Here is an 18,371-nt window from a genome sequence, read left to right on the forward strand (position 1 = left end):
GGTCGTCCGGCACGGTCAAGCCCTCCCCCGTTTCGCCGGAGGGGTAACGGCAAGGGCGCCGGTCCGGCGGAAAGAATCTCCACCGGGCCGGCGCCCTCTTGCTCCGCACCGACCTCCGGGGCCTTCTCAGACCCCTGGGGACGGCTCTGTGTTACGAGGGGAGGATGTTCTCCGCCTGCGGGCCCTTCTGGCCCTGGGTGACCTCGAAGGTGACCTTCTGGCCCTCCTGGAGCTCACGGAAGCCCTGGGTGGCGATGTTCGAGTAGTGCGCGAACACGTCGGGACCGCCACCGTCCTGAGCGATGAAGCCGAAGCCCTTTTCCGAGTTGAACCACTTCACTGTGCCACTGGCCATGATGAGTCTCCGTTTCAAGGGACGCAAAGATTCCCGCACCGTACGGGAACCGGAGGTGATCGCCTTGGTCCGCAGAGACGCTGAACAGCACAAACGCCCGTGACGGCACGTCACGGGCGAGCGGTACTTCGGAACCACGACAGCTGATCAAGACGCTACAGGGCGCGAAGCGATACAGCCACAGAAACGACCAACTCTTGCGTCTGTGCCGCGCAATCGGAGCGCGAACGGCCCACGATCACCCGTTCGCCAGCAGGGCGGGGAGCGCGGACGCTACCAGCGGGGGTGGATCGAGGCGCGCAGCCGGCGGTCGTACAACTCCTGGACCGCCTCCAGGGTCGACGGTGACAATGGCGGGAGGGCCGCCGCGGCGCTGTTGGCGCGTGCCTGTTCGACGGAGCGGGCACCCGGGATGACGCTGCTGACGCCGGGCTGCTGAATGATCCAGCGCAGCGCGGTCGCGGCGGGGGTCGCGCCCTCGGGGGCCAGCCCGGCGAACTCCGCCGCGGCGGCCAGCCCCGTCCCGTACTCGATGCCGGAGAAGGTCTCGCCCTGGTCGAAGGCCTCGCCGTGCCGGTTGTACGTGCGGTGGTCGTTGGCGGCGAAGACCGTGTCCGCGGTGTACTTCCCGGTCAGCAGGCCGGAGGCGAGGGGCACGCGCGCGATGATGCCGACCCCCGCCGCGAGGGCGGCGGGCAGTACCTCCTCCAGCGGCTTGAGCCGGAAGGGGTTGAGGATGATCTGAACGCTCGCCACACCCGGGCGGGCGAGGGCGGCGAGCGCCTCGGCGCAGGTCTCGACGCTCACGGCGTAGGCGGCGATCCGCTCCTCGGCCACCAGGGTGTCGAGCGCGTCGAAGACCTCGTCGGACGTGTAGACGGGCGTGGGCGGGCAGTGCAGCTGTACGAGATCGAGGGTGTCCACGCCGAGATTGGCCCGTGAGCGGTCGTTCCAGGCGCGGAAGTTGTCCAGAACGTAGTTCTCCGGGACCTGGTCGGCCCGTCGCCCCATCTTCGTCGCGACGAACACCCCGGCGTCCGGGCGGCCCTTCAGATAGCGGCCGATGAGCTGCTCGCTGCGGCCGTCGCCGTACACATCCGCCGTGTCGAAGAAGGTGACGCCCGATTCCACGGCCGCGTCGAGGACGGCGAAGGCGTCCGATTCGGCCACCTCACCCCAGTCGGCACCCAACTGCCAGGTCCCCAGCCCCACAACGGATACGTTCCGTCCCGTTTTGCCCAGTTCTCGCTGCTCCATACGGATCATGTTACGGCGTCGGCGGCGGGAGATTAATTTTGCGGATCGTGCACTTTTGCATACGCTGCAATATGTGAGAAGTGAGGGTGCGGTGCTGGGGCTCCGCGAGCGGAAGAAGCGGGCCACGCGTGCGGCGCTGGCGGAGGCGGCGGTGCGGCTGGCCGCCGAGCACGGCGCGGAGAATGTCACCGTCGAGGCGATCAGCGAGGCTGCGGGGGTCTCGCCGCGTACGTTCTTCAACTACTTCGACAGTCACGACGACGCGTTCGTCATGATCGACCGGGGCATCGGGGAGCGGGTGCGGCAGGCGCTGCGCGAGACACCGCGCTCGGTGCCCGCGCTCGACGCGGTCCGCGAGGCGCTCGCGACCGAACTGGCCGATGTGGAGGAGCGGCAGGAGATCTGGGAGCTGCGGGCCACGGTGTTGCAGCGATCCCCCCATCTGCTGGTCCGCGGTATGGGCGCGCACATGGCCGAGGAGCTCGAACTGGCCGAAGCCATCGCGGAACGGCTCGGCGCGCCGGCGTTCCGTACGGCCGAGGGCGCGCGGGAATCCGGTGAACCCGGGCCCTGCGCGCATGTCCCGGACACCTCCGCGCTCGGGCTCTACCCACGGCTGCTCGCCGCCGTCGCCACGACGGCCGTACGGGTCTCTGTCGAGCACTGGTGCGCGCAGGGCCCGGAGGTCACCTTCCCGGACGTCTTCCGGCTCGTCTTCGCCCAGCTGGCCGCCGGCCTGCCGGAGCCCCCGGCCGACGGCTGACGGCCCGCTCCTCCACCGCTTCCACCCACGCATCGACCATGGACTTGAAGAAGGACACCTTGAGTGCAATAGAGGCGCCCGAACAGGCGCCGACCTCCATGACCAACCGGCAGATACTCCAGGCCATGTCGGGGCTGATGGCGGGCATGTTCGTCGCCATCCTCGCCAGCACGGTGGTGGCCAACGCCCTGCCCCGGATCATCGCCGACCTCGACGGCAGTCAGTCGTCGTACACCTGGGTCGTCACCTCCGAACTGCTCGCCATGACGGCGACCGTGCCCCTCTGGGGCAAGCTGTCGGACCTCTACAACAAGAAGCTGCTGCTTCAGCTGTCGCTCGCCATGTTCGTGATCGGGTCGCTGCTGGCCGGCTTCTCCCAGGGCGTCGGCCTGCTCATCTTCAGCCGCGTCATCCAGGGCATCGGCGCCGGCGGTCTGACCGCGCTCGCGCAGATCGTCATGGCCGCGGTCATTCCGCCCCGGCGGCTGGGCAAGTACTCCGGCATCTTCGGCGCCGTCTTCGCCGTCGGTACGGTCGCCGGGCCGCTGATCGGCGGCGTGCTGGTGGACACCTCGTGGCTGGGCTGGCGCTGGTGCTTCTTCATCGGCGTGCCGTTCGCGCTGGCCGCGATCCTGATGCTCCAGCGCACGCTGCGGCTGCCCACGATCCGGCGCGAGGTGAAGATCGACTACCTGGGCGCGTTCCTGATAGTGGCGGGCGTCTCCGCGCTGCTGATCTGGACCTCCCTGGCGGGCAACCAGTTCGACTGGGCGTCCTGGCAGACCTTCGCCCTGACCGCCACGGGTGTGGTGCTGCTGGTGGCCGCGGTCTTCGTGGAGGCCCGGGTCCCCGAGCCGATCATTCCGCTGGACATCTTCCGCAACCGCACGGTCGCCCTGACCACGATCGCCAGCCTACTGGTCGGTGTGGCCATGTTCGGCGGCACCGTCTTCCTCTCGCAGTACTTCCAGATCTCGCTCGGCAAGACCCCGACCGTCGCCGGTCTGATGGGCCTGCCGATGATCCTCGGTCTGCTGGTCTCCTCCACCGTCGCCGGCCAGATCATCAGCGCCACCGGCAAGTGGAAGGTCTATCTGATCGCGGGCGGCGTGATCATGACGGCCGGTCTGGGCCTGCTGGCCACCATCAGCGCCGACACCGGCTTCGGGCTGCTCAGCCTCTACATGGCGGTACTCGGTATCGGCGTCGGCCTGCTGATGCAGAACCTGGTGCTGGCGGCGCAGAACGACGTACCGGCGGCCGAACTGGGCGCGGCCACATCCGTCCTGTCGTTCTTCCGCAGCATGGGCGGAACGATCGGTACGAGCGTCCTCGGCGCGGTGCTCGCCAACCGGGTGGCGGCCGAGATGACCAAGAGCCTGGGCGAGTCCGGCCAGGGGGCGTCCGGCGGCGCGGGCCACGGCGCCGTGCCCGACGTGTCGAAGCTGCCCGACGCCATGCGGGAGATCGTGCAGCACGCCTACGGTGTGGCCACGGCGGAACTCTTCCTCGTCGCGGCGCCGTTCGCCGCGCTGGCGCTCGTCGCGGTGGTCTTCATCAAGGAGAAGCCGCTCAAGACCACGAGCGGCATGGAGCGGCTCGCAGAGGAGAGCAAGCAGGCGGAGGGTTCCACGTCGGCTCCGCCCTCCCCGGTCGGCTGATCCCCGGGTCCTGCCGTACGGCATGACGTCACGGCCCCGGCCGCGCCCATTCGGGTGCGACCGGGGCCGTACGCGTAGGCGGGCGGGCCGTACGCGGAGTGGTCAGTGGTCGTCCCAGTGACCGTCGTGCTCGGCGTGGCGGTGTCCGTCGTGCACATAGTCCACATGGTCGCCATGAGGCACTGCCACATGCCCGCACCCTTCCCCGTGCTGGTGTGCGTGACCACTGTGCGGGGCGTGGGCCGCGGGCTCGCATTCGTCCACATGGTCGTCGTGCACCGCGTGCACATGGCCGTCGTGTGCGTAGTCCACATGCCCGTCGTGCGGGAACGACACATGGCCGCAGCCCGTGCCGTGCCGGTGCGTGTGGTTCGAGTGGGGGGCGTGCGCAGTGGTCATGGCTCTCTCCAGTTCGTTCGCGGAAGGCCGGCCGTCCCTGGTCCCGTCGGCGACGCCGGCCCGATGCCGCCTCGCCAACGAGCCGAACGCCGGGCACGTCACTGTCCGTGCGGTCATCGGACGGGGGCGGTATTGGTAACGGTGTTCATTTGCATGTAGCGTTCGACGGCGTCACGTCCGTGCTCCGCGCACTCAGGAGGTTCGCCATGGCCGTACCCAAACGGAAGATGTCCCGCAGCAACACCCGTCACCGCCGGGCCCAGTGGAAAGGCGTCACGCCGCCCCTGGTGCCTGTCACCCTCGACGGTACGTCCCATCTCGTACCCCAGCGACTCGTCAAGGCGTACGAGCGCGGCCTGCTGACCCCGGAGGGCTGAGCCGTGCGCGTAGCGTTCGTCGGCAAGGGCGGCAGCGGCAAGACCACGCTGTCGGCCCTGTTCGCCCGGCAGTTAGCCGCGGAGGGGGCGCCCGTGGTCGCCATCGACGCGGACATCAACCAGCATCTGGCCGAGGCTCTCTCCCCCGGGGAGGGAGAGAGCCACACCGCGCCACCCCTCAGCTCGCGCACCGGCGAGATCAAGGACTGGCTGCGCGGGGACAATCCGCGGATCGCCTCACGCGAAGAGATGATCAAGACCACTCCGCCGGGACGCGGTTCGCGGCTGCTGCGACTGCTCGGTGAGGACCCGGTGCACGGCCACCACGCGCGTCCGGTGGGCGGGGTGCCGCTGATGGTGACCGGGGTGTTCGACGACAGTGACCTCGGGGTGGCCTGCTACCACTCCAAGCTCGGCGCCGTCGAGCTGTATCTGAACCATCTGGTCGACGGGCCCGGCGAGTATGTCGTCGTGGATATGACCGCCGGCGCGGACGCGTTCGCCTCCGGTCTGTTCACCCGGTTCGATCTGACGTTCCTGGTCGCCGAGCCCACGCGCAAGGGCGTCTCCGTCTACCGCCAGTACCGCGATCACGCACGGGAGTTCGGGATCGCACTCGCCGTGGTCGGCAACAAGGTCACGGGCGAGGACGATCTCCTCTTCCTCAAGGAGCATGTCGGGGACGACCTGATCGCCTACTGCGAGCAGTCCCCCTGGGTACGGGCACAGGAACAGGGCCGTACGGGAGGCGGGCTCGAACCGCACAACGCGCACACCCTGCGCCAGCTGCGCGCCGCCGTCGACGCGCGTCCCAAGGACTGGGAGGCGTTCCAGCGCCACGCCGTGGAGTTCCATCTGCGCAACGCGCGCGCGTGGGCCGACCGGGCCACCGGGAGCGAACTCGCGCTCCAGGTCGACCCGGACTTCCGGCACGGCCCGGACGCCCCGGGCCTTGGCTGACACGTCCCGCCCGGCTTCCGCCGCGCCGTCCCCTCCCTCACCGGGCCGCTGTGCCCCCATGCGACAGGACACACACTCATGTCACTCGATGTCTCCCCCACGCTGCTCGCCGACGCCGAGAACGGCCAGGTCCGCGAAGAGGACTTCGTGGACACCGTCCGGACCTCCCTGCCGTACGCGTACCACCTCATCGCCGGTCTGGTCGGTGAACTGCGCGCCGGTGACGCCGTGTTCGCCGACAACCAGACACCGCCGCCCTCCGAGCGCGAGCGCGGCCAGCTGCTGCGCGCTCTCGCCAGCGACGCCATCCGCTCCAGCCTGGAGCGGCACTTCGGCGTCACCCTGGCGTTCATGAACTGCCACCGGGTGGCGGTCTTCCGTCCGGAGGACCAGGGTGGTGCGACGCACACCCGGTTCACCTCGGTGCGCTCGCAGATCCTCAACCAGTCGCCGGAGTTCCGGGACTGCTGAGCGAGCCGCGGGCGACCGCCGGGCGATGACGGAGCGGGGCGGTGGGGCCGGGAGCCCCGCCGCCCCGCTCTCCGCCACCGGGGGTTCAGACGCCGTGCGGGCGCATCGTCGCACCGGCGGCGGTGCCGGCGCCACGGCCGTGCAGCACCAGGGCGCGGGCGAGGAAGCCGAGCGCGGCCGTGCAGACCAGGGTCCGCACGATGTTGCTCGTCTCCCACGTGCCCTTGAACTTCTCGACGATCGAGAAGTCCGTGATCTTGGCCGGGTCACCGGCGGCGGCAAGCTCGTTGTTGAGCGGGATGTTCACGCTGAACGTGATCATCAGGGCCACCAGGTAGAGCGCCGCCGCCGCGCCGATCCAGAGCGCGGCGCCCCGCCTGCCCTGGCGGTGCTCCAGGAACGCCGCGACCGCCGCGGCCAGCAGCGCTCCGACGAAGATCATGCCGAAGAGCCCGTTGCCGTCGATCAGGGCGTTGAAGTTCTGCATCGCGTCGACGTAGGTACGGTCGTCGGTCTTGGCCAGCCCCGGCATCACCGAGATGTCGTACGCGAAGAACAGACCCGCCATCAGCCCCATCGTGATGGTGGCGATCATCAGCAGCGGCCCCACCGCCCTGCTCCGGCGCACGGGCGCCGCCGCGGGGGCGGGCGGATAGGCGGCGTAGGGGTTCGGGGTTCCGGTCGGGTTGAAGCTCATGGGACTTCCTTGTCTGGTGGTCGAAGCCGTCCGATACGAGGTGATCCGGCAACCGCCACGGTGTCGTCGCCAACGCCGCCGCCGACATGTGACACGGCTTTCTCACGTACTGCGTCAGGGGACCAGTCAAGTACAGCGCGGTGAGACGGGACATAGCCACGAAGCTCAGGTCCATGTTCCAGCGTCCAAGGGGGCGGACAGCTCACCGGCCGGCCGATCAGGGGCGGGACGCGGCCAGCGGACGGTCGCGCCGTACGCCCACGCCCAGGTTCTGGTGGATCTCCATCGTGGCGGTGGAGCGGTTGAGGGTGATGTAGTGCAGTCCGGGGGCGCCTTCGGCCAGCAGCCGTTCGGCCATGACCGTGGCGTACTCGACACCGATGCGATGCCCGTCCTGCGGCCGGTCGCGGGCCGCTTCGAGCCGCTGGGCCAGCGCGTCGGGGAAGCGGGCGTCGCTGAGTTCGGCGAAGCGGCGGATCTGCCGTGCGTCGGTGGCCGGCATGATCTCGGGGACGATCGGGGTCGTACAGCCCGCGGCCTCGATCCGGTCGCGGAGCCGCAGATAGTCCTCGACGTCGAAGAACATCTGCGTGATCGCGTAGTCGGCGCCCGCCCGGCACTTGGCGACGAAGTGGCGGATGTCGCTGTCCCAGTCGGGCGAACGCGGATGGCGCTCGGGGAAGGCGGCCACTCCGACGGTGAAGTCGCCCAGTTCCCTGATGAGGCCGACGAGTTCACCGGCCTGGGCGAATCCCTCCGGGTGACGGACCCATTCACCGCGCGGGTCGCCCGGCGGGTCGCCGCGCAGCGCGAGCACGTCCCGGATACCGGCGTCCGCGTACTGGCCGATGATGTGGCGCAGTTCGGCGACCGAGTGGCCGACCGCGGTGAGATGGGCGACCGGGCGCAGCGTGGTCTCGGCGGCGATGCGCTTGGTGACCTCGATCGTCCGGTCGCGCGAGGAGCCGCCGGCGCCGTAGGTCACGGAGACGAAGGACGGCGCGAGCGCCTCGATCCGGCGGATCGCGTTCCACAGCGTGCGCTCCCCGGCGGGCGTCTTGGGCGGGAAGAACTCGAAGGAGTACGAGCGCTGCCCGTCGGCCATCAGGGCACGTGGCCCCGGCCTGGGGTGCTGTGGGAGGTCCGCGGTCTCTGCCGCCATAAGGAGGAGTCCTTCCTGGAGTCGCTCGGTGCGTGGACGAATACGGTGCGCACACAGTAGCCGCGATGCGCGCCGCTCCCCCGCCATGACCACGGATTGATCACCCACTGATCACCGGGAGGACGCTTCCGCCGCAACGCCCCTGCTCCCGTGCGGAGTTCAGGGCCTGGCGAGGGCGTCCCCGGCACGTCGCAGGCACTCCTCCAGAAAGGCCAGCGCCCGCAGATGGTAGGTACGGGCCGCGCGGCCGATGCTGATGTTGTGCCCGGCGCCGGAGAGCCGCTCCACCGCGACGAGCGGCGCGGCGGTGAGCAGTCCCGTCATCGCCGTCAGCGCCTCGTCGTGCAGTTCCCACCAGAGTTCGTGCTCCGCGAAGGTCAGTCTGACCGGGCTGGTGATATGGCCGGCCAGCCGCGGGTACTGGACGGGCCAGGTCGCCGTCTGGGCCGCCTCGCGCGCCGGTACGGCCCTCAGCAGGGAGCGGCTCGCCCGGAACGTGCCGGGTGAATACAGGTGCAGCGGACCCCAGTTGAGCCGGGACGCGCCACCGCCGAGGGTATCGGGGAAGTGCCGCGCTTCGGGCGCGTACCGCCAGCCGCATCCGTTGACGTCGAGACCGATGAGTGCGCTGCCCGCGTCCTGCGCGGCCATGTGCAGCGCCACCTTGCCGCCGTCGGAGTGGGCCACGACGAAGAAGCCGGAGCCGGTCGGCCGGTCCCGGGCGAAGTCCGCCAGCGCCCGGTTCAGGGTGGTCGCCTGTTCGCCGAGGGGCTGTCCGTCCGGCAGCGGGCCGGCGGAGGTGCCGTAGCCCGGCCGGTCCAGGGCGAGCACCGTATGACCGAGCCGGGCGCCCAGGCGGAGCAGGGAGTCGGCCGGGTCGGTCAGCCCGTTGAAGTAGTCGGCGCACATGCCACGGCCGTGGATGGCGACGATCACGGAGCGGGGCTCCGCGACGCCGTCCGGCTCGGCGATCAGGCCGGACAGCGGTATGCCGCCCGCGTCGAGGGTCACGGCACGGACGGCGGGTGCCGGAGAGGACGCGACGGCGGGACGGGAGACGGGAAGAGGGGCGGGGACGGGAGTGGGGACGAGGGCGGGAGTGGGAGCGGGGACGGGGGCGGGCGTGGGGACGGGGGCGGATACGGGAGCGGTCATGGCAGGCGGTTCTCCTGGGCGGCGGGGGCGGGCCGGTCGGGGCCGTTCAGTGGGACCGGCCCGCGGGGCGGGTCCTGGCGCGGTCCAGGCGGTCGACCCAGCCGGCCGCGTTGTCGGTACGCAGCAGCGAGGTGCCGACGAGCAGGCCGGCGTATCCCGCGTCGAGCAGTTTCGCGGCGGCGAGCGGGCCGTCGATGGCGCTGGCGCTGACCGGGCAGCGGGTACCCGAGGCCCGGACCGCCGGCAGCAGGGCGAGGCTGCGGTCGAGGTCGCCGCGGTCGCGCTCCTTGGCCTTGATGTCCTTGTTGTTGACGGCGACGACGCACTCGTCGGCGTGCGGCAGACCGTCGAGTTCTGCCTCTTCCGTCACCTCCACGAACGGGGTGAGGCCGAGGGCCAGAGAGGCGGTGATCAGGGTGCGCATACTGGACCGGGGCAGCAGCGCCGCGGTGAGCAGCACCGCGGAGGCGCCGAGTTCTCTCGCGGCCGACAGCTGGTCCTTGCGGGTGATGAAGTCCTTCTGGAGCAGCGGCAGATCGGTGAGCGCGGCGACATCACGCAGCAGATCGGTGGTGCCGCCGAACCAGCGTCCCGTCACCACCGAGATGCAGGGCGCGCCCGCGCCCTCGTACGACTCCACGATCGCGGCCGGGGTACGGCCGCCGAGCAGATCATAGCCGTGCGCGTCGCGCCGTTTGACCTCCATGACCAGCGGGCGGTCGGCGGTCAGCAGGGCTTCCAGGAACCGGGCGGTCATCGGGACTCCTCAGGGGACGTGCCGGTCCGCCAGGCGCGGGCCAGAGCGGTGACGGCGGGCGCCGCGAAACGTCCGTGGGCATCGCGGGCGGCGGTGTCGACATCGATACCGCGGAAGCCGGGGTGGGCGGCGACAGACCCGTAGTCGGGGCGGTTGTACGGGGAGATGCCGCCGGCGAGCAGGAACGGCCGGGTGAGCCGGGGCAGCAGGCCGAGCACATCCCGCTCGGACAGCTGATGTCCGGTGCTGCCGATCCGGCCGTCCTCGGTCGCCGTGTCGAGCAGGAACAGGTCGGTCCCGGCCCGTTCGTACGCGCCGATCAGCGGGCGTTCGAGACAGCTGCCGCCGCGCAGATGGAGGACCTTGACGAGGACCGCGCCGGGCAGGGCGGCGCGCAGCGCACGTACCACGGCGGGCGGCTGGTAGGCGTGCAGTTGGAGCCAGCGCAGGCCGGTGCGACGGGCCAGGCCGGTGAGGGCGTCGGGGTCGCCGAGGAAGGTGACGAGGACCGGTTCGAGCCGGCCGGTGGCGCGGGCCGCCGCGGCGAGTCCGGTGAGGTGCCGCTCGGACAGCTCGGCGTGACCGCCGGGTATGCCGTGCCACAGGCCGACGCAGTCCGCTCCGGCGGAAGCGAGCGCGGTGATGTCGCCGGGCGAGGTGGCCCCGCAGACTTTCAGAACCCGGCGGGTCTCGGGTGCGGCCGAGTGTCCCGCCGGGAGCCTGGAGGCAGGTTCCGGGCTCATGTGCCCAGACCCAGCATCGAGGCGATGCGGTTGTACTGGATTTCCGTGGTGCCGGAGTAGATCGTGCCCGCCACGGCGTTGCGCACGTCCTTCTCCAGACCGTACTCGGTCATATAGCCGTACCCGCCGAAGAGTTGCACGGCCATCAGGCTGGTCGCCACATTGCTCTCGCTCGTCACCAGTTTGGCGATGGCCAGATCCACCGTGACGTTCTCGCCGGCCGCGAGGCGTTCACCGGTGTCGTACAGCCACTTGCCCGCCGTCTCCAGCCGGATCCTCATGTCGACGATCTTGTTGGCGACGGACTGGTACGAGCCGATCGGCCTGCCGAACGAGCGGCGGGTCTTCGCGTAGTCGAGGCAGCGGTCGAGCCGGTGCCGCATCTCCCCCACGTTCACGATGAAGGAGAAGAGGATCTCCCGCTTCATGACATGGTCGAGCACGATGAATCCGCCGCCGACCCGGCCGAGGACCTGGGTCCTCGGGACCCGGCACTCGTCGAAGAACAACTCGCTGAGCGGCGAGGTCCGCAGTCCCATCTTCTTGGTCGGTGGGCCGATCGTGAGCCCCGGGGTGTTCCGGTCCACGAGGAACGCGGTGACCCCGAGCGGGCCGCCGTCCGGATGCGTACGCGCGTAGACGACGAACACATCGGCGACGGGTCCGTTGCTGACGAAGATCTTCGAACCGTTCAGGACGAAATGGTCACCGTCCCGTACCGCTCGCGTGGTCATCGCCATGGCGTCCGAGCCGCCCTCGGACTCGGTGATGGCATGGGCGCCGATCACCTCCCCCGAGCAGATCCCGGTCAGATACCGCTCCTTCTGCGCGTCCGTGCCGAATCTCTCCAGTGGCACACCGGTACTGGCCATGGTGGTGGTGACCGAGAAGCTCAGCCCGGAGTCACGGCAGTGCTCGCCCAGCCCTTCGAGCAGATACATGGTGGTGAGCAGGGACTGGCCGAGGCCGCCCCAGCGCTCTTCGAAGGGCAGCCCGAGGATGCCGGTCTCCCGGATCAGTTTCCACTTGTCCCAGGAGAACGCGGCCTGTTCGTCCTGTTCTATGTGGCCGGCGCTGAGCGCCTCACCCCACCGGGCCAGACCTTCGCGCAGTTCGGCCTGGTCGGCGTTCCAGCGGATCACGGCGAGCCTTTCCATGACGGTTCGGTGACGGACGGAGCGGTGACGGACGGGTCGGTGACTGGCGCGGTGCGCGGATCAGTACGCCGAGGAGACCTGCTCGTCAAGCTGGTGCACCTCGTCGCCCTGGAGCGCCGGGGAGAAGACGCACACCAGACGCAGGTCCTCGTGCGGGCTCGCGACGAGGTAGTGGGCGTCGTGCTCGTTGAGCGAGTAGAGGCGGCCCGGCACGATCGGGTGCGAGGTGCCGTCCAGCTCGATCACTTCGCCCGAACCCTCGATGCAGTAGCAGGATTCGATGTGATTGCGGTACTCCAGACGGGACTTGGTGCCCGCGCGCACGGTAGTGTCGGTGATGCTGTAGTCGAGGCCGTCGGCGGCCACGATGAAGCGACGGCTCAGGCCGTTGCCCCACTCGACCGTCTTGACGCTCTCCAGGTCACGGACGAACATGTTCAACTCCCTGTTGTCTCAGGTGTGATGGACCGGTTGGGCGATACGGACCTGACGAAGGCGCGGAACCCGTCGACGACGTCGTCCCCCTGAGCGAGCGACCGCTCGATCCGGGCGACACCCGCGGAGCCGATGATGACGGCATCGGCTCCGCAGCCGCCCACGGTCTCCACGTCCTGTCTGGTCCTGACCCCGAAGCCGATGGCGATCGGGGATTCCGTGTGCGCCCGGAGCGCGGCGACGGTGGTCGCCAGCGCGGCGTGCCCGGTGGCCGGGGCGGTGCCGCTGCGTCCGTAGTGGGCGACGAGATAGAGGTAGGCGGTGGCCTCGGCCGCCGCCTCTGCCATGATCCGCGGTGGGCTCTGCTGGTAGCAGGTGGTGACGACGGGCAGCCCTGCCTCGCGGGCCGCCGCGTAGTGTGCGGCGCGCAGCCGGGGCGGCAGCGCGTGGACGAGCAGTCCGTCCGCGCCCGAGCCGGCGATGGTACGGAGCGTGTGCGCCGGGTCCCCGTGCTCGCGGTCCCGGTGCTTGAGGGAGTGGCTCCAGTCGGCGAGCAGCGCGATCCGCAGCCGGCGCAGCCGCGGGCGTACGGAGGCGATGAAGGCGAGGACCTCGTCGAGCCCGACACCCCGGTCGAGGGCGCGGCGGGCGGAGCGGCGGATCACCGGCCCGTCGGTGACCGAGTCGGGGAAGGGCACGGCGAGTTCGAGGCAGTCGACACCCTCCTCGTCCAGCATGAGGACGAGGTCGGCGAGGACATCGAGCGGTGGGTCCCCGGCGTTGAGGAAGAGGGCCAGGCCCGGTCCCTCGCCGGGACCGGTGCGGGTGAAGAAGTCAGCCATGGGTCACCTCTCTCGTCCGGGCGGGCGACGGCCGCGTCCCGGCCCGTACGCGCTCGGCGAGTGCGCGGGCGGCTCCGCTCCGTACCGCCTCCAGGGCGGCGGCGACGGCTCGCGTCCAGTCGGTGGTGTGACCGCTCGCCACGGCCAGCGCCGCCGCGTTGAGGCAGACCGTGCGGGTGGCCACCTCCCCCTCGGTGCCGTCGAGGACGGACAGGAAGTGGGCGGGTGCAGAGGCGGGGTCCCGGGCGGGCCCGAGATCGTCGAAGCCTCCGTCTGCTGGCACCAACTCCCCTGCGGAAATGTGGAGTTCGCGGCCGTCGTGGGTGTGGATGGTGTTGTCGGCGAAACCGAGCAGTTCGTCGGCGCCGCGGTCGTTGGTGGTCAGCCACAGCGTCCGGCCGGACCGGGGTCCGGTCTCGGCGAGCGAGCGGAGTTCGGCCAGGGGCGCGCTCGCCGAGACCCCGGTGACCTGCGCCGTGACGGGCAGGTCCGCGAGGAACGGCCCGAGGGCGTTGAGGAAGCGGCCGAAGGGTTTCATGCTCGTCGGCGCGATGGTTCTGGCCAGCCGGGTCAGCTGGGCCGGGTAGACGAACGGTCCGGCGAAGGCGATGCCGTACCGGTCCAGTGTGTCGGCGGTCTGGTCGTAGGAGGAGGTCAGCCGGACGCCGAGCCGTTCGAGCAGATCGACGGAGCCGAGCGAGCTGGTGTACGCGCGCGAGCCCGTCTTGACGACCCGCACCCCGGTCGCGGCGGCGACGAACGCCGACGCGGTGGAGATGTTGAAGGTCTTCGGTCCGCCTCCGGTGCCCACCACATTGACCGTGCCGGGCCACCGGCCCGCGGGCCGCGCGGGCCGCCGTTCGGCGAGCGAGTCGAGCAGCGGACGCAGGGTGTCGTGGCCGGGCAGTGCGGTGGCCAGGGAGGCCAGCAGGGCGAGGGACTGCGCTCTGTCCAGGCCGCCGTCGCCGAGCTGGTCCCAGAACGACCGCCAGGTTTCGAGGCCGACCGGCGCGCGCCGCTCCAGCAGGCCGGTGAGTGCGTCATGCACCGCTAGCCGCCCGCCACCTCGGGACGGCGCGCACCGGCGATGAACGCGTCGATGGCCGCCACACTGCGGAAGTTATCGGGGTCCAGGTCGGTGTCGCCGATCGGCAGCTCGAAGCGGTCCTCGACCCAGGCGATCAGCTTGAGCACACCGAGGCTGTCGATGACCCCGTCCGAGAGCAGATCGTGGTCGTCCGCCAGCTCCTGGGCGGTGATGTCCGGCAGGAACTCCTCGATGACGAACTGCTTGATGGTGCCGGCGTGGCTCATGACGTCCTTCCCTGGACGGTTGTGGCTGACGTGACGGTGGAGACGGTGGACAGCTCGTCGAGACGGTCGAGCGCCTTGCGGTCGACCTTTCCCGTGGCGGTCTTGGGCAGCGGCTCGTCGACGATCCGGAGCTTGGCGGGTACGGCCGCCCTCGGCAGACGACGCGCACAGTGCTGACGCAACGTCAGGGAGCTGAGTCCGCTGCCCGGTTCGGCCTGTACGGCGGCGACGAGCCGGCGTCCTTCGATGGGGTCGGGTACGGCGGCCACTCCCGCTTCGCGTACGGCGGGGTGGTCGAGCAGCACCCGTTCGATCTCCGCGGTGTTCACGGCGACCCCGCGGACCTTGACCTGGTGGTCGGCGCGTCCGGTGAGATGGAGCCGGCCGTCGGCGTCGCGCCGCACCAGATCGCCGGTGCGGAACCAGCGCCGGTCGTCGAGTCCCAGCGGATGGCCGGTGAACTTGTCCGCGTGGCGGGTCCGGTCGAGATAGCCGGCCGCCTGGAAGGGCGTGGAGACATACAGTTCGCCGGAGCCCGGCCCCTCGACGGCCGCGCCCTCCGGGGTGAGGATCAGGGCCTCGACTCCCGGCAGCGGGCGGCCGATCGGCACCGGCGGGAACTCGGTGGCGCCGGTGTCGACCTCATGGACGAAGCTGTCGTTGGTCTCGGTGCAGCCGTAGATGTTGTGGATACGCGCCCCGGGAAAGAGTCCGGGCAGTGCGGCGAAGGTGCGGTCGGGTATGACATCGCCGCTGAACATCACGTGCCCGACCCCGGGGAGCGTCGCTCCGCGCCGCTCGGCCGCGTCGAGCAGCAGCCCGTAGAACATCGGCACCGCCTGGACCACCCGTACGTCATGGCGGACGAGGAGGTCGAGCAGATGCGCGCCCCGGGCGGCCAGTGCCGGGTCGATCAGGATCACCCGGCCGCCGTGGGCGAGGGTCGTCCAGATGTCCAGCAGGCAGAGATCGAAGTTGAGCGGTGCGTAGTTGAGGACGGTGACGCCGGGCCCGATCGAGAAGGCGGGGGCGGCCCAGGCGACGAACCGGTTCACCGCGTCCCGGCCCAGGGGGACGATCTTGGGCAGGCTGGTGGAGCCGGAGGTGGTGAGCATGAACGACACCTCGGCGGCCTCGCGGGGTGCCAGCGGCTGCGCGGTGACCTCGGGGTTCGGTGTCACGGTGGCGTCCGCGCCGTCGGCGGTGATCACCCGTCGGCAGCCCGCCTGGGCGAAGAGATCCGCGAGCAGGGAGTCGGCGAGCGCGGGCGACGGCAGCAGGAAGGGGCGCCGCGCCAGCAGACAGGCCAGCACCAGCGCGATGGCCGCGGGCGATTTGGTGGCCAGGATACCGACGGGCTCGCCGGGGGTGAGCCCGAGCAGGGCCAGCCGGTCGCGCTCGCGTCCGGCCCGCTCGTACAGCTCGCGGTAGCTGGTCTCCTCGCCGTTCCACACCAGGGCGGTGGCGTCGGGCCGTTCGCGGACCTGGGAGAGGAAGCCGCCCACGAGGCCGAGGCGGTCCGGGGCGAGGCCGTCCGTGCCGAGGCGGTCCATGGCGAGGCCGTCGGTGCCGAGGCGGTCCGTCGTCATGGCCGGCTCCCGTCGTCCGGTCCTGCCGCGTGCCCGGCCAGTTCGACCCAGCCGCTCTTGACGGCGGGTCCCGCGGGGGTGCGGCAGCCGAAGCGCACCACCCGGCGGGCCGCGTCCGGCTGGAGGTCGAAGCGGAGCGGCTCGCCGGGCGCGACGGGCGCCGAGAAGCGGCCGCCGATCCCTCGTATCCGGCCGGCGTCTCCGTCCGCGTAACGGTCGGTGATCTCCTCGACCGCGAGGGCCACCACGCTCATGCCGTGTGCGATGACCGAGCCGAAGCCGGCGGCGCGGGCCGCGTCGGCGTCGAGATGGATCGGGTTCTCGTCGCCGGAAGCACGGGCGTAGCGGCGGATCCACTCCACCGTCGGTTCATGGACGACGGTGGCGGGTTCGGCGGCTCCGGCGGGCGCGGGGGCGGAGGCGCCGCCGGAGATCTCCCCGAAGGGTTCGAGGGCGGTCGCGCCCACGAGCAGGGCGCTGGTGACCAGTTCGGCGAACGGCTCCGTACCACCCGGGTCCGCGGAGTCCGTCATTTCCGTGGAGTCCGTGAGACCCGTGGATCCCGTGGAGTCCGTGCCGTCGCCGGTCAGCCGGGAGCGCAGGGCGACCCGGATCCCGCGCGGTTCGCGGCGGGCGCCGAGCACATCGAGCCGTACGGTGACCCGTTCACCGGGGCGTACGAGCCGCCGGCAGCGGATGTCCTGGCCGAGGTGGACGACGGACACGGGGCCGGGTTCGTCGGCGGTCAGGGCCGCCACCGTGTGCTCGGCGACGGTGTGGGCGAGGACGAACGCGTGCACGGGCGAGGCGAGTTGGTCCCGCGCGGCGGGCAGCGTGGCGCGGACGGCGCCCCGGTAGGCGGCGATCTCCTCGGCGGTGACGGTGCGCGTCACCGCGGGGGCGGGGGCGGTGGTCATATCGGGGCCACCACCAGGCTGGAGTTGTGGCCGCCGAAACCGAAGGAGTTGGAGAGGGCAGGTCCGGACGCCACGGCGCGCGGGGCGCCGTGGACCACATCGATTTCCATACCTGGCTCCAGCTGTTCGTGGTTGGCGGTGGGAGGGACCTCGCACCGGGTCATCGCCTGCACGGTGGCGATCAGTTCGACGGCGCCCGCGGCCCCGATGAGATGGCCGATGACGCTCTTGTTCGCGGTCACCGGCGGCCCGTCCGTGCCGAACACCTTGGCCAGTGCGATCGCTTCGGCTCGGTCGTTGTGCGGGGTCGAGGTGCCGTGCGCGTTGACATGGACGATGTCGGAGGGGCCCAGGCCCGCGTCGGCGAGGGCTCCCGCCATCGCGCCGACGGCCGCGCCGCCGTCCGGCAGCGGCATGGCCAGGTGGTACGCGTCGGAGGTGGCGGCGTAACCGGCGACGGTGGCGTACGTACGGGCGCCGCGCGCCCGCGCGTCGTCGAGGCGTTCCAGGACGACGAACCCGGCGCCCTCCCCCATCACGAAACCGTCGCGGTCGGCGTCGAACGGCCTGGACGCGTGCTCCGGGTCGTCGTTGCGCAGTGATACGGCGTTGAGGTTGCCGAATCCCGCGAGGGTGACGGGGGTGAGCGTCGATTCGCAGCCACCGGCCAGCACGACATCGGCCCGGTGGGTCTGGAGCAGTGTCAGCGCGTGGCCGATGGCGTCGGCTCCGCTGGCGCAGGTGGTGGCGATGGTCAGGGCGGGGCCCTGCCAGCCGAGCCGCATCGAGATCTGGGCCGCCGCCGCGTTGGGCATCGTCATCAGCGGCATCAGCGGATTGACCCGGTGCGGTCCCGACTCGGTGAAGTGCCGGGACTCCAGGTCGCTCGTCGCCCGTCCGCCGACGGCGTTGCCGACGACGATCGCGGTACGGCTGGGGTCCGCGGCGGGCGCTCCCGCGTCCCGGTGCGCCGCGAGGGCGGCGGTCGTCCCGTACAGCGCGAACGGGTCCATCCGGCGCGCGTCCTTGGCGGGCACGAGGCCGAGGGAGTCGAGCCCGCGGACCCGGCAGCCGATGCGCACCCGGTGGCGTTCCAGGTCGAGATGGGTCAGCGTGGCGGCGGTGGACTTCCCGGCGCGCAGCGCGGCCCACAGGTCGTCCGGAGTGCAGCCGGCCGGGGTGACGACGCCCATGCCGGTGATCGCGACGGGCGCGTGTGACGGTGCGTGCCTCGGTGAGTTTGGCATCTCGGATCCCGTATCCCGTACGAACGTCGGAGGGCGAAGAGCGGAGGGCGAAAGGCGAAGAGCGGCGAGCGGAGGGCGGAGGGCAAGACGCGAGCTGAGCTGACTGACCGTCA

At 71.0% G+C, this 18,371-nt stretch carries 21 protein-coding genes; 5 read left to right on the forward strand and 16 right to left on the reverse strand.

The genetic code is table 11. From position 1 onward, the window contains the following. Positions 1-151: 151 nt before the first annotated feature. Together ACIOGX_RS27650 and ACIOGX_RS27655 are read right to left on the reverse strand one after the other, a co-directional pair. Entirely contained in the window at positions 152-355 is a 204-nt protein-coding gene (locus ACIOGX_RS27650; protein WP_356518535.1) for a cold-shock protein, read from the reverse strand. A gap of 273 nt (positions 356-628) precedes the next feature. Beyond that, the gene (locus ACIOGX_RS27655; RefSeq protein WP_384768410.1) at positions 629-1,621 is read right to left on the reverse strand and encodes an aldo/keto reductase; all 993 of its coding nucleotides are present in this window, start codon (positions 1,619-1,621) and stop codon (positions 629-631) included. Positions 1,622-1,676: 55 nt separating this feature from the next. On the opposite strand from ACIOGX_RS27655, the gene ACIOGX_RS27660 reads away from it, so the two are divergent. Together ACIOGX_RS27660 and ACIOGX_RS27665 are read left to right on the forward strand one after the other, a co-directional pair. Continuing rightward, on the forward strand, positions 1,677-2,375 hold the full coding sequence (locus ACIOGX_RS27660) for a TetR/AcrR family transcriptional regulator (RefSeq protein ID WP_401917556.1): 699 nt from the start codon (positions 1,677-1,679) through the stop codon (positions 2,373-2,375). A 38-nt stretch (positions 2,376-2,413) separates the two neighbouring features. Then, complete coding sequence (locus ACIOGX_RS27665) at positions 2,414-4,036, forward strand: MDR family MFS transporter (protein ID WP_401917205.1); 1,623 nt, start codon at positions 2,414-2,416, stop codon at positions 4,034-4,036. 102 nt (positions 4,037-4,138) lie between these two features. On the opposite strand, the gene ACIOGX_RS27670 is transcribed toward ACIOGX_RS27665, so the two are convergent. Further along, complete coding sequence (locus ACIOGX_RS27670; RefSeq protein ID WP_356518532.1) at positions 4,139-4,435, reverse strand: hypothetical protein; 297 nt, start codon at positions 4,433-4,435, stop codon at positions 4,139-4,141. A gap of 206 nt (positions 4,436-4,641) precedes the next feature. Between ACIOGX_RS27670 and rpmF the strand changes: the two genes are divergently transcribed. The 3 genes from rpmF (at position 4,642) to ACIOGX_RS27685 (ending at position 6,243) form a co-directional block, all read left to right on the forward strand. Continuing rightward, entirely contained in the window at positions 4,642-4,812 is a 171-nt protein-coding gene (rpmF, locus tag ACIOGX_RS27675; RefSeq protein WP_401768728.1) for a 50S ribosomal protein L32, read from the forward strand. A gap of 3 nt (positions 4,813-4,815) precedes the next feature. Further along, entirely contained in the window at positions 4,816-5,772 is a 957-nt protein-coding gene (locus tag ACIOGX_RS27680; protein WP_356518530.1) for an ATP-binding protein, read from the forward strand. A gap of 78 nt (positions 5,773-5,850) precedes the next feature. Beyond that, positions 5,851-6,243 (forward strand): SCO5389 family protein, encoded by a 393-nt coding sequence (locus ACIOGX_RS27685; protein WP_356518529.1) that lies wholly within the window; start codon positions 5,851-5,853, stop codon positions 6,241-6,243. A gap of 85 nt (positions 6,244-6,328) precedes the next feature. Here the strand turns inward: ACIOGX_RS27685 and ACIOGX_RS27690 are convergent, their stop codons facing one another. From ACIOGX_RS27690 to ACIOGX_RS27750, 13 genes are all read right to left on the reverse strand, one after another. Then, complete coding sequence (locus ACIOGX_RS27690; protein WP_384768419.1) at positions 6,329-6,940, reverse strand: DUF1772 domain-containing protein; 612 nt, start codon at positions 6,938-6,940, stop codon at positions 6,329-6,331. A gap of 217 nt (positions 6,941-7,157) precedes the next feature. Continuing rightward, positions 7,158-8,045, reverse strand: a complete 888-nt coding sequence (metF, locus tag ACIOGX_RS27695) for a methylenetetrahydrofolate reductase [NAD(P)H] (RefSeq protein WP_356518541.1) — start codon at positions 8,043-8,045, stop codon at positions 7,158-7,160. A gap of 216 nt (positions 8,046-8,261) precedes the next feature. Then, entirely contained in the window at positions 8,262-9,257 is a 996-nt protein-coding gene (locus tag ACIOGX_RS27700) for an alpha/beta hydrolase (protein ID WP_401917210.1), read from the reverse strand. A 46-nt stretch (positions 9,258-9,303) separates the two neighbouring features. Beyond that, positions 9,304-10,014 carry an indole-3-glycerol-phosphate synthase gene (locus ACIOGX_RS27705; protein ID WP_356518526.1) on the reverse strand — a complete coding sequence of 237 codons (711 nt, stop codon included), beginning with the start codon at positions 10,012-10,014 and terminating at the stop codon, positions 9,304-9,306. Beyond that, positions 10,011-10,757 carry an N-(5'-phosphoribosyl)anthranilate isomerase gene (locus ACIOGX_RS27710; RefSeq protein ID WP_401917213.1) on the reverse strand — a complete coding sequence of 249 codons (747 nt, stop codon included), beginning with the start codon at positions 10,755-10,757 and terminating at the stop codon, positions 10,011-10,013. The genes ACIOGX_RS27705 and ACIOGX_RS27710 overlap by 4 nt, the downstream gene beginning before the upstream one ends. Continuing rightward, positions 10,754-11,899, reverse strand: coding sequence for an acyl-CoA dehydrogenase family protein (locus ACIOGX_RS27715; protein WP_401917558.1), 1,146 nt, complete (start codon positions 11,897-11,899; stop codon positions 10,754-10,756). Before ACIOGX_RS27715 ends, ACIOGX_RS27710 begins: the two co-directional genes overlap by 4 nt. A gap of 75 nt (positions 11,900-11,974) precedes the next feature. After that, positions 11,975-12,349 carry an ectoine synthase gene (locus ACIOGX_RS27720; protein WP_129766282.1) on the reverse strand — a complete coding sequence of 125 codons (375 nt, stop codon included), beginning with the start codon at positions 12,347-12,349 and terminating at the stop codon, positions 11,975-11,977. A gap of 2 nt (positions 12,350-12,351) precedes the next feature. Next, positions 12,352-13,191, reverse strand: a complete 840-nt coding sequence (gene trpA, locus ACIOGX_RS27725) for a tryptophan synthase subunit alpha (protein ID WP_401917216.1) — start codon at positions 13,189-13,191, stop codon at positions 12,352-12,354. Further along, on the reverse strand, positions 13,184-14,239 hold the full coding sequence (locus ACIOGX_RS27730; protein ID WP_401917219.1) for an anthranilate phosphoribosyltransferase: 1,056 nt from the start codon (positions 14,237-14,239) through the stop codon (positions 13,184-13,186). Before ACIOGX_RS27730 ends, trpA begins: the two co-directional genes overlap by 8 nt. Positions 14,240-14,241: 2 nt before the next feature. Next, positions 14,242-14,505: a phosphopantetheine-binding protein gene (locus ACIOGX_RS27735; RefSeq protein ID WP_356518522.1), complete on the reverse strand. Its 264-nt coding sequence runs from the start codon at positions 14,503-14,505 to the stop codon at positions 14,242-14,244. Further along, positions 14,502-16,094: an AMP-binding protein gene (locus ACIOGX_RS27740; protein WP_401917222.1), complete on the reverse strand. Its 1,593-nt coding sequence runs from the start codon at positions 16,092-16,094 to the stop codon at positions 14,502-14,504. Before ACIOGX_RS27740 ends, ACIOGX_RS27735 begins: the two co-directional genes overlap by 4 nt. Continuing rightward, the gene (locus ACIOGX_RS27745; protein WP_401917225.1) at positions 16,091-17,011 is read right to left on the reverse strand and encodes a MaoC family dehydratase; all 921 of its coding nucleotides are present in this window, start codon (positions 17,009-17,011) and stop codon (positions 16,091-16,093) included. Before ACIOGX_RS27745 ends, ACIOGX_RS27740 begins: the two co-directional genes overlap by 4 nt. After that, entirely contained in the window at positions 17,008-18,258 is a 1,251-nt protein-coding gene (locus ACIOGX_RS27750) for a beta-ketoacyl-[acyl-carrier-protein] synthase family protein (RefSeq protein ID WP_401917228.1), read from the reverse strand. The genes ACIOGX_RS27745 and ACIOGX_RS27750 overlap by 4 nt, the downstream gene beginning before the upstream one ends. Positions 18,259-18,371 lie beyond the last annotated feature (113 nt).

Origin of the sequence: Streptomyces sp. NPDC088147 (genome assembly GCF_044741565.1) — a bacterium.
Lineage (GTDB): Bacteria > Actinomycetota > Actinomycetes > Streptomycetales > Streptomycetaceae > Streptomyces.

Bases quoted from the DNA above. Each gene is read 5' to 3' on its own strand.
- metF (WP_356518541.1), bottom strand. From the start codon at position 8,045: ATGGCCGACGGGCAGCGCTCGTACTCCTTCGAGTTCTTCCCGCCCAAG.
- ACIOGX_RS27650 (WP_356518535.1), bottom strand. From the start codon at position 355: ATGGCCAGTGGCACAGTGAAGTGGTTCAACTCGGAAAAGGGCTTCGGC.
- trpA (WP_401917216.1), bottom strand. From the start codon at position 13,191: ATGGCTGACTTCTTCACCCGCACCGGTCCCGGCGAGGGACCGGGCCTG.
- ACIOGX_RS27690 (WP_384768419.1), bottom strand. From the start codon at position 6,940: ATGAGCTTCAACCCGACCGGAACCCCGAACCCCTACGCCGCCTATCCG.
- ACIOGX_RS27700 (WP_401917210.1), bottom strand. From the start codon at position 9,257: ATGACCGCTCCCGTATCCGCCCCCGTCCCCACGCCCGCCCCCGTCCCC.
- ACIOGX_RS27685 (WP_356518529.1), top strand. From the start codon at position 5,851: ATGTCACTCGATGTCTCCCCCACGCTGCTCGCCGACGCCGAGAACGGC.
- ACIOGX_RS27710 (WP_401917213.1), bottom strand. From the start codon at position 10,757: ATGAGCCCGGAACCTGCCTCCAGGCTCCCGGCGGGACACTCGGCCGCA.
- ACIOGX_RS27720 (WP_129766282.1), bottom strand. From the start codon at position 12,349: ATGTTCGTCCGTGACCTGGAGAGCGTCAAGACGGTCGAGTGGGGCAAC.
- ACIOGX_RS27670 (WP_356518532.1), bottom strand. From the start codon at position 4,435: ATGACCACTGCGCACGCCCCCCACTCGAACCACACGCACCGGCACGGC.
- ACIOGX_RS27705 (WP_356518526.1), bottom strand. From the start codon at position 10,014: ATGACCGCCCGGTTCCTGGAAGCCCTGCTGACCGCCGACCGCCCGCTG.
- ACIOGX_RS27655 (WP_384768410.1), bottom strand. From the start codon at position 1,621: ATGATCCGTATGGAGCAGCGAGAACTGGGCAAAACGGGACGGAACGTA.
- ACIOGX_RS27750 (WP_401917228.1), bottom strand. From the start codon at position 18,258: ATGCCAAACTCACCGAGGCACGCACCGTCACACGCGCCCGTCGCGATC.
- ACIOGX_RS27665 (WP_401917205.1), top strand. From the start codon at position 2,414: ATGGACTTGAAGAAGGACACCTTGAGTGCAATAGAGGCGCCCGAACAG.
- ACIOGX_RS27740 (WP_401917222.1), bottom strand. From the start codon at position 16,094: ATGACGACGGACCGCCTCGGCACCGACGGCCTCGCCATGGACCGCCTC.
- ACIOGX_RS27735 (WP_356518522.1), bottom strand. From the start codon at position 14,505: ATGAGCCACGCCGGCACCATCAAGCAGTTCGTCATCGAGGAGTTCCTG.
- rpmF (WP_401768728.1), top strand. From the start codon at position 4,642: ATGGCCGTACCCAAACGGAAGATGTCCCGCAGCAACACCCGTCACCGC.
- ACIOGX_RS27745 (WP_401917225.1), bottom strand. From the start codon at position 17,011: ATGACCACCGCCCCCGCCCCCGCGGTGACGCGCACCGTCACCGCCGAG.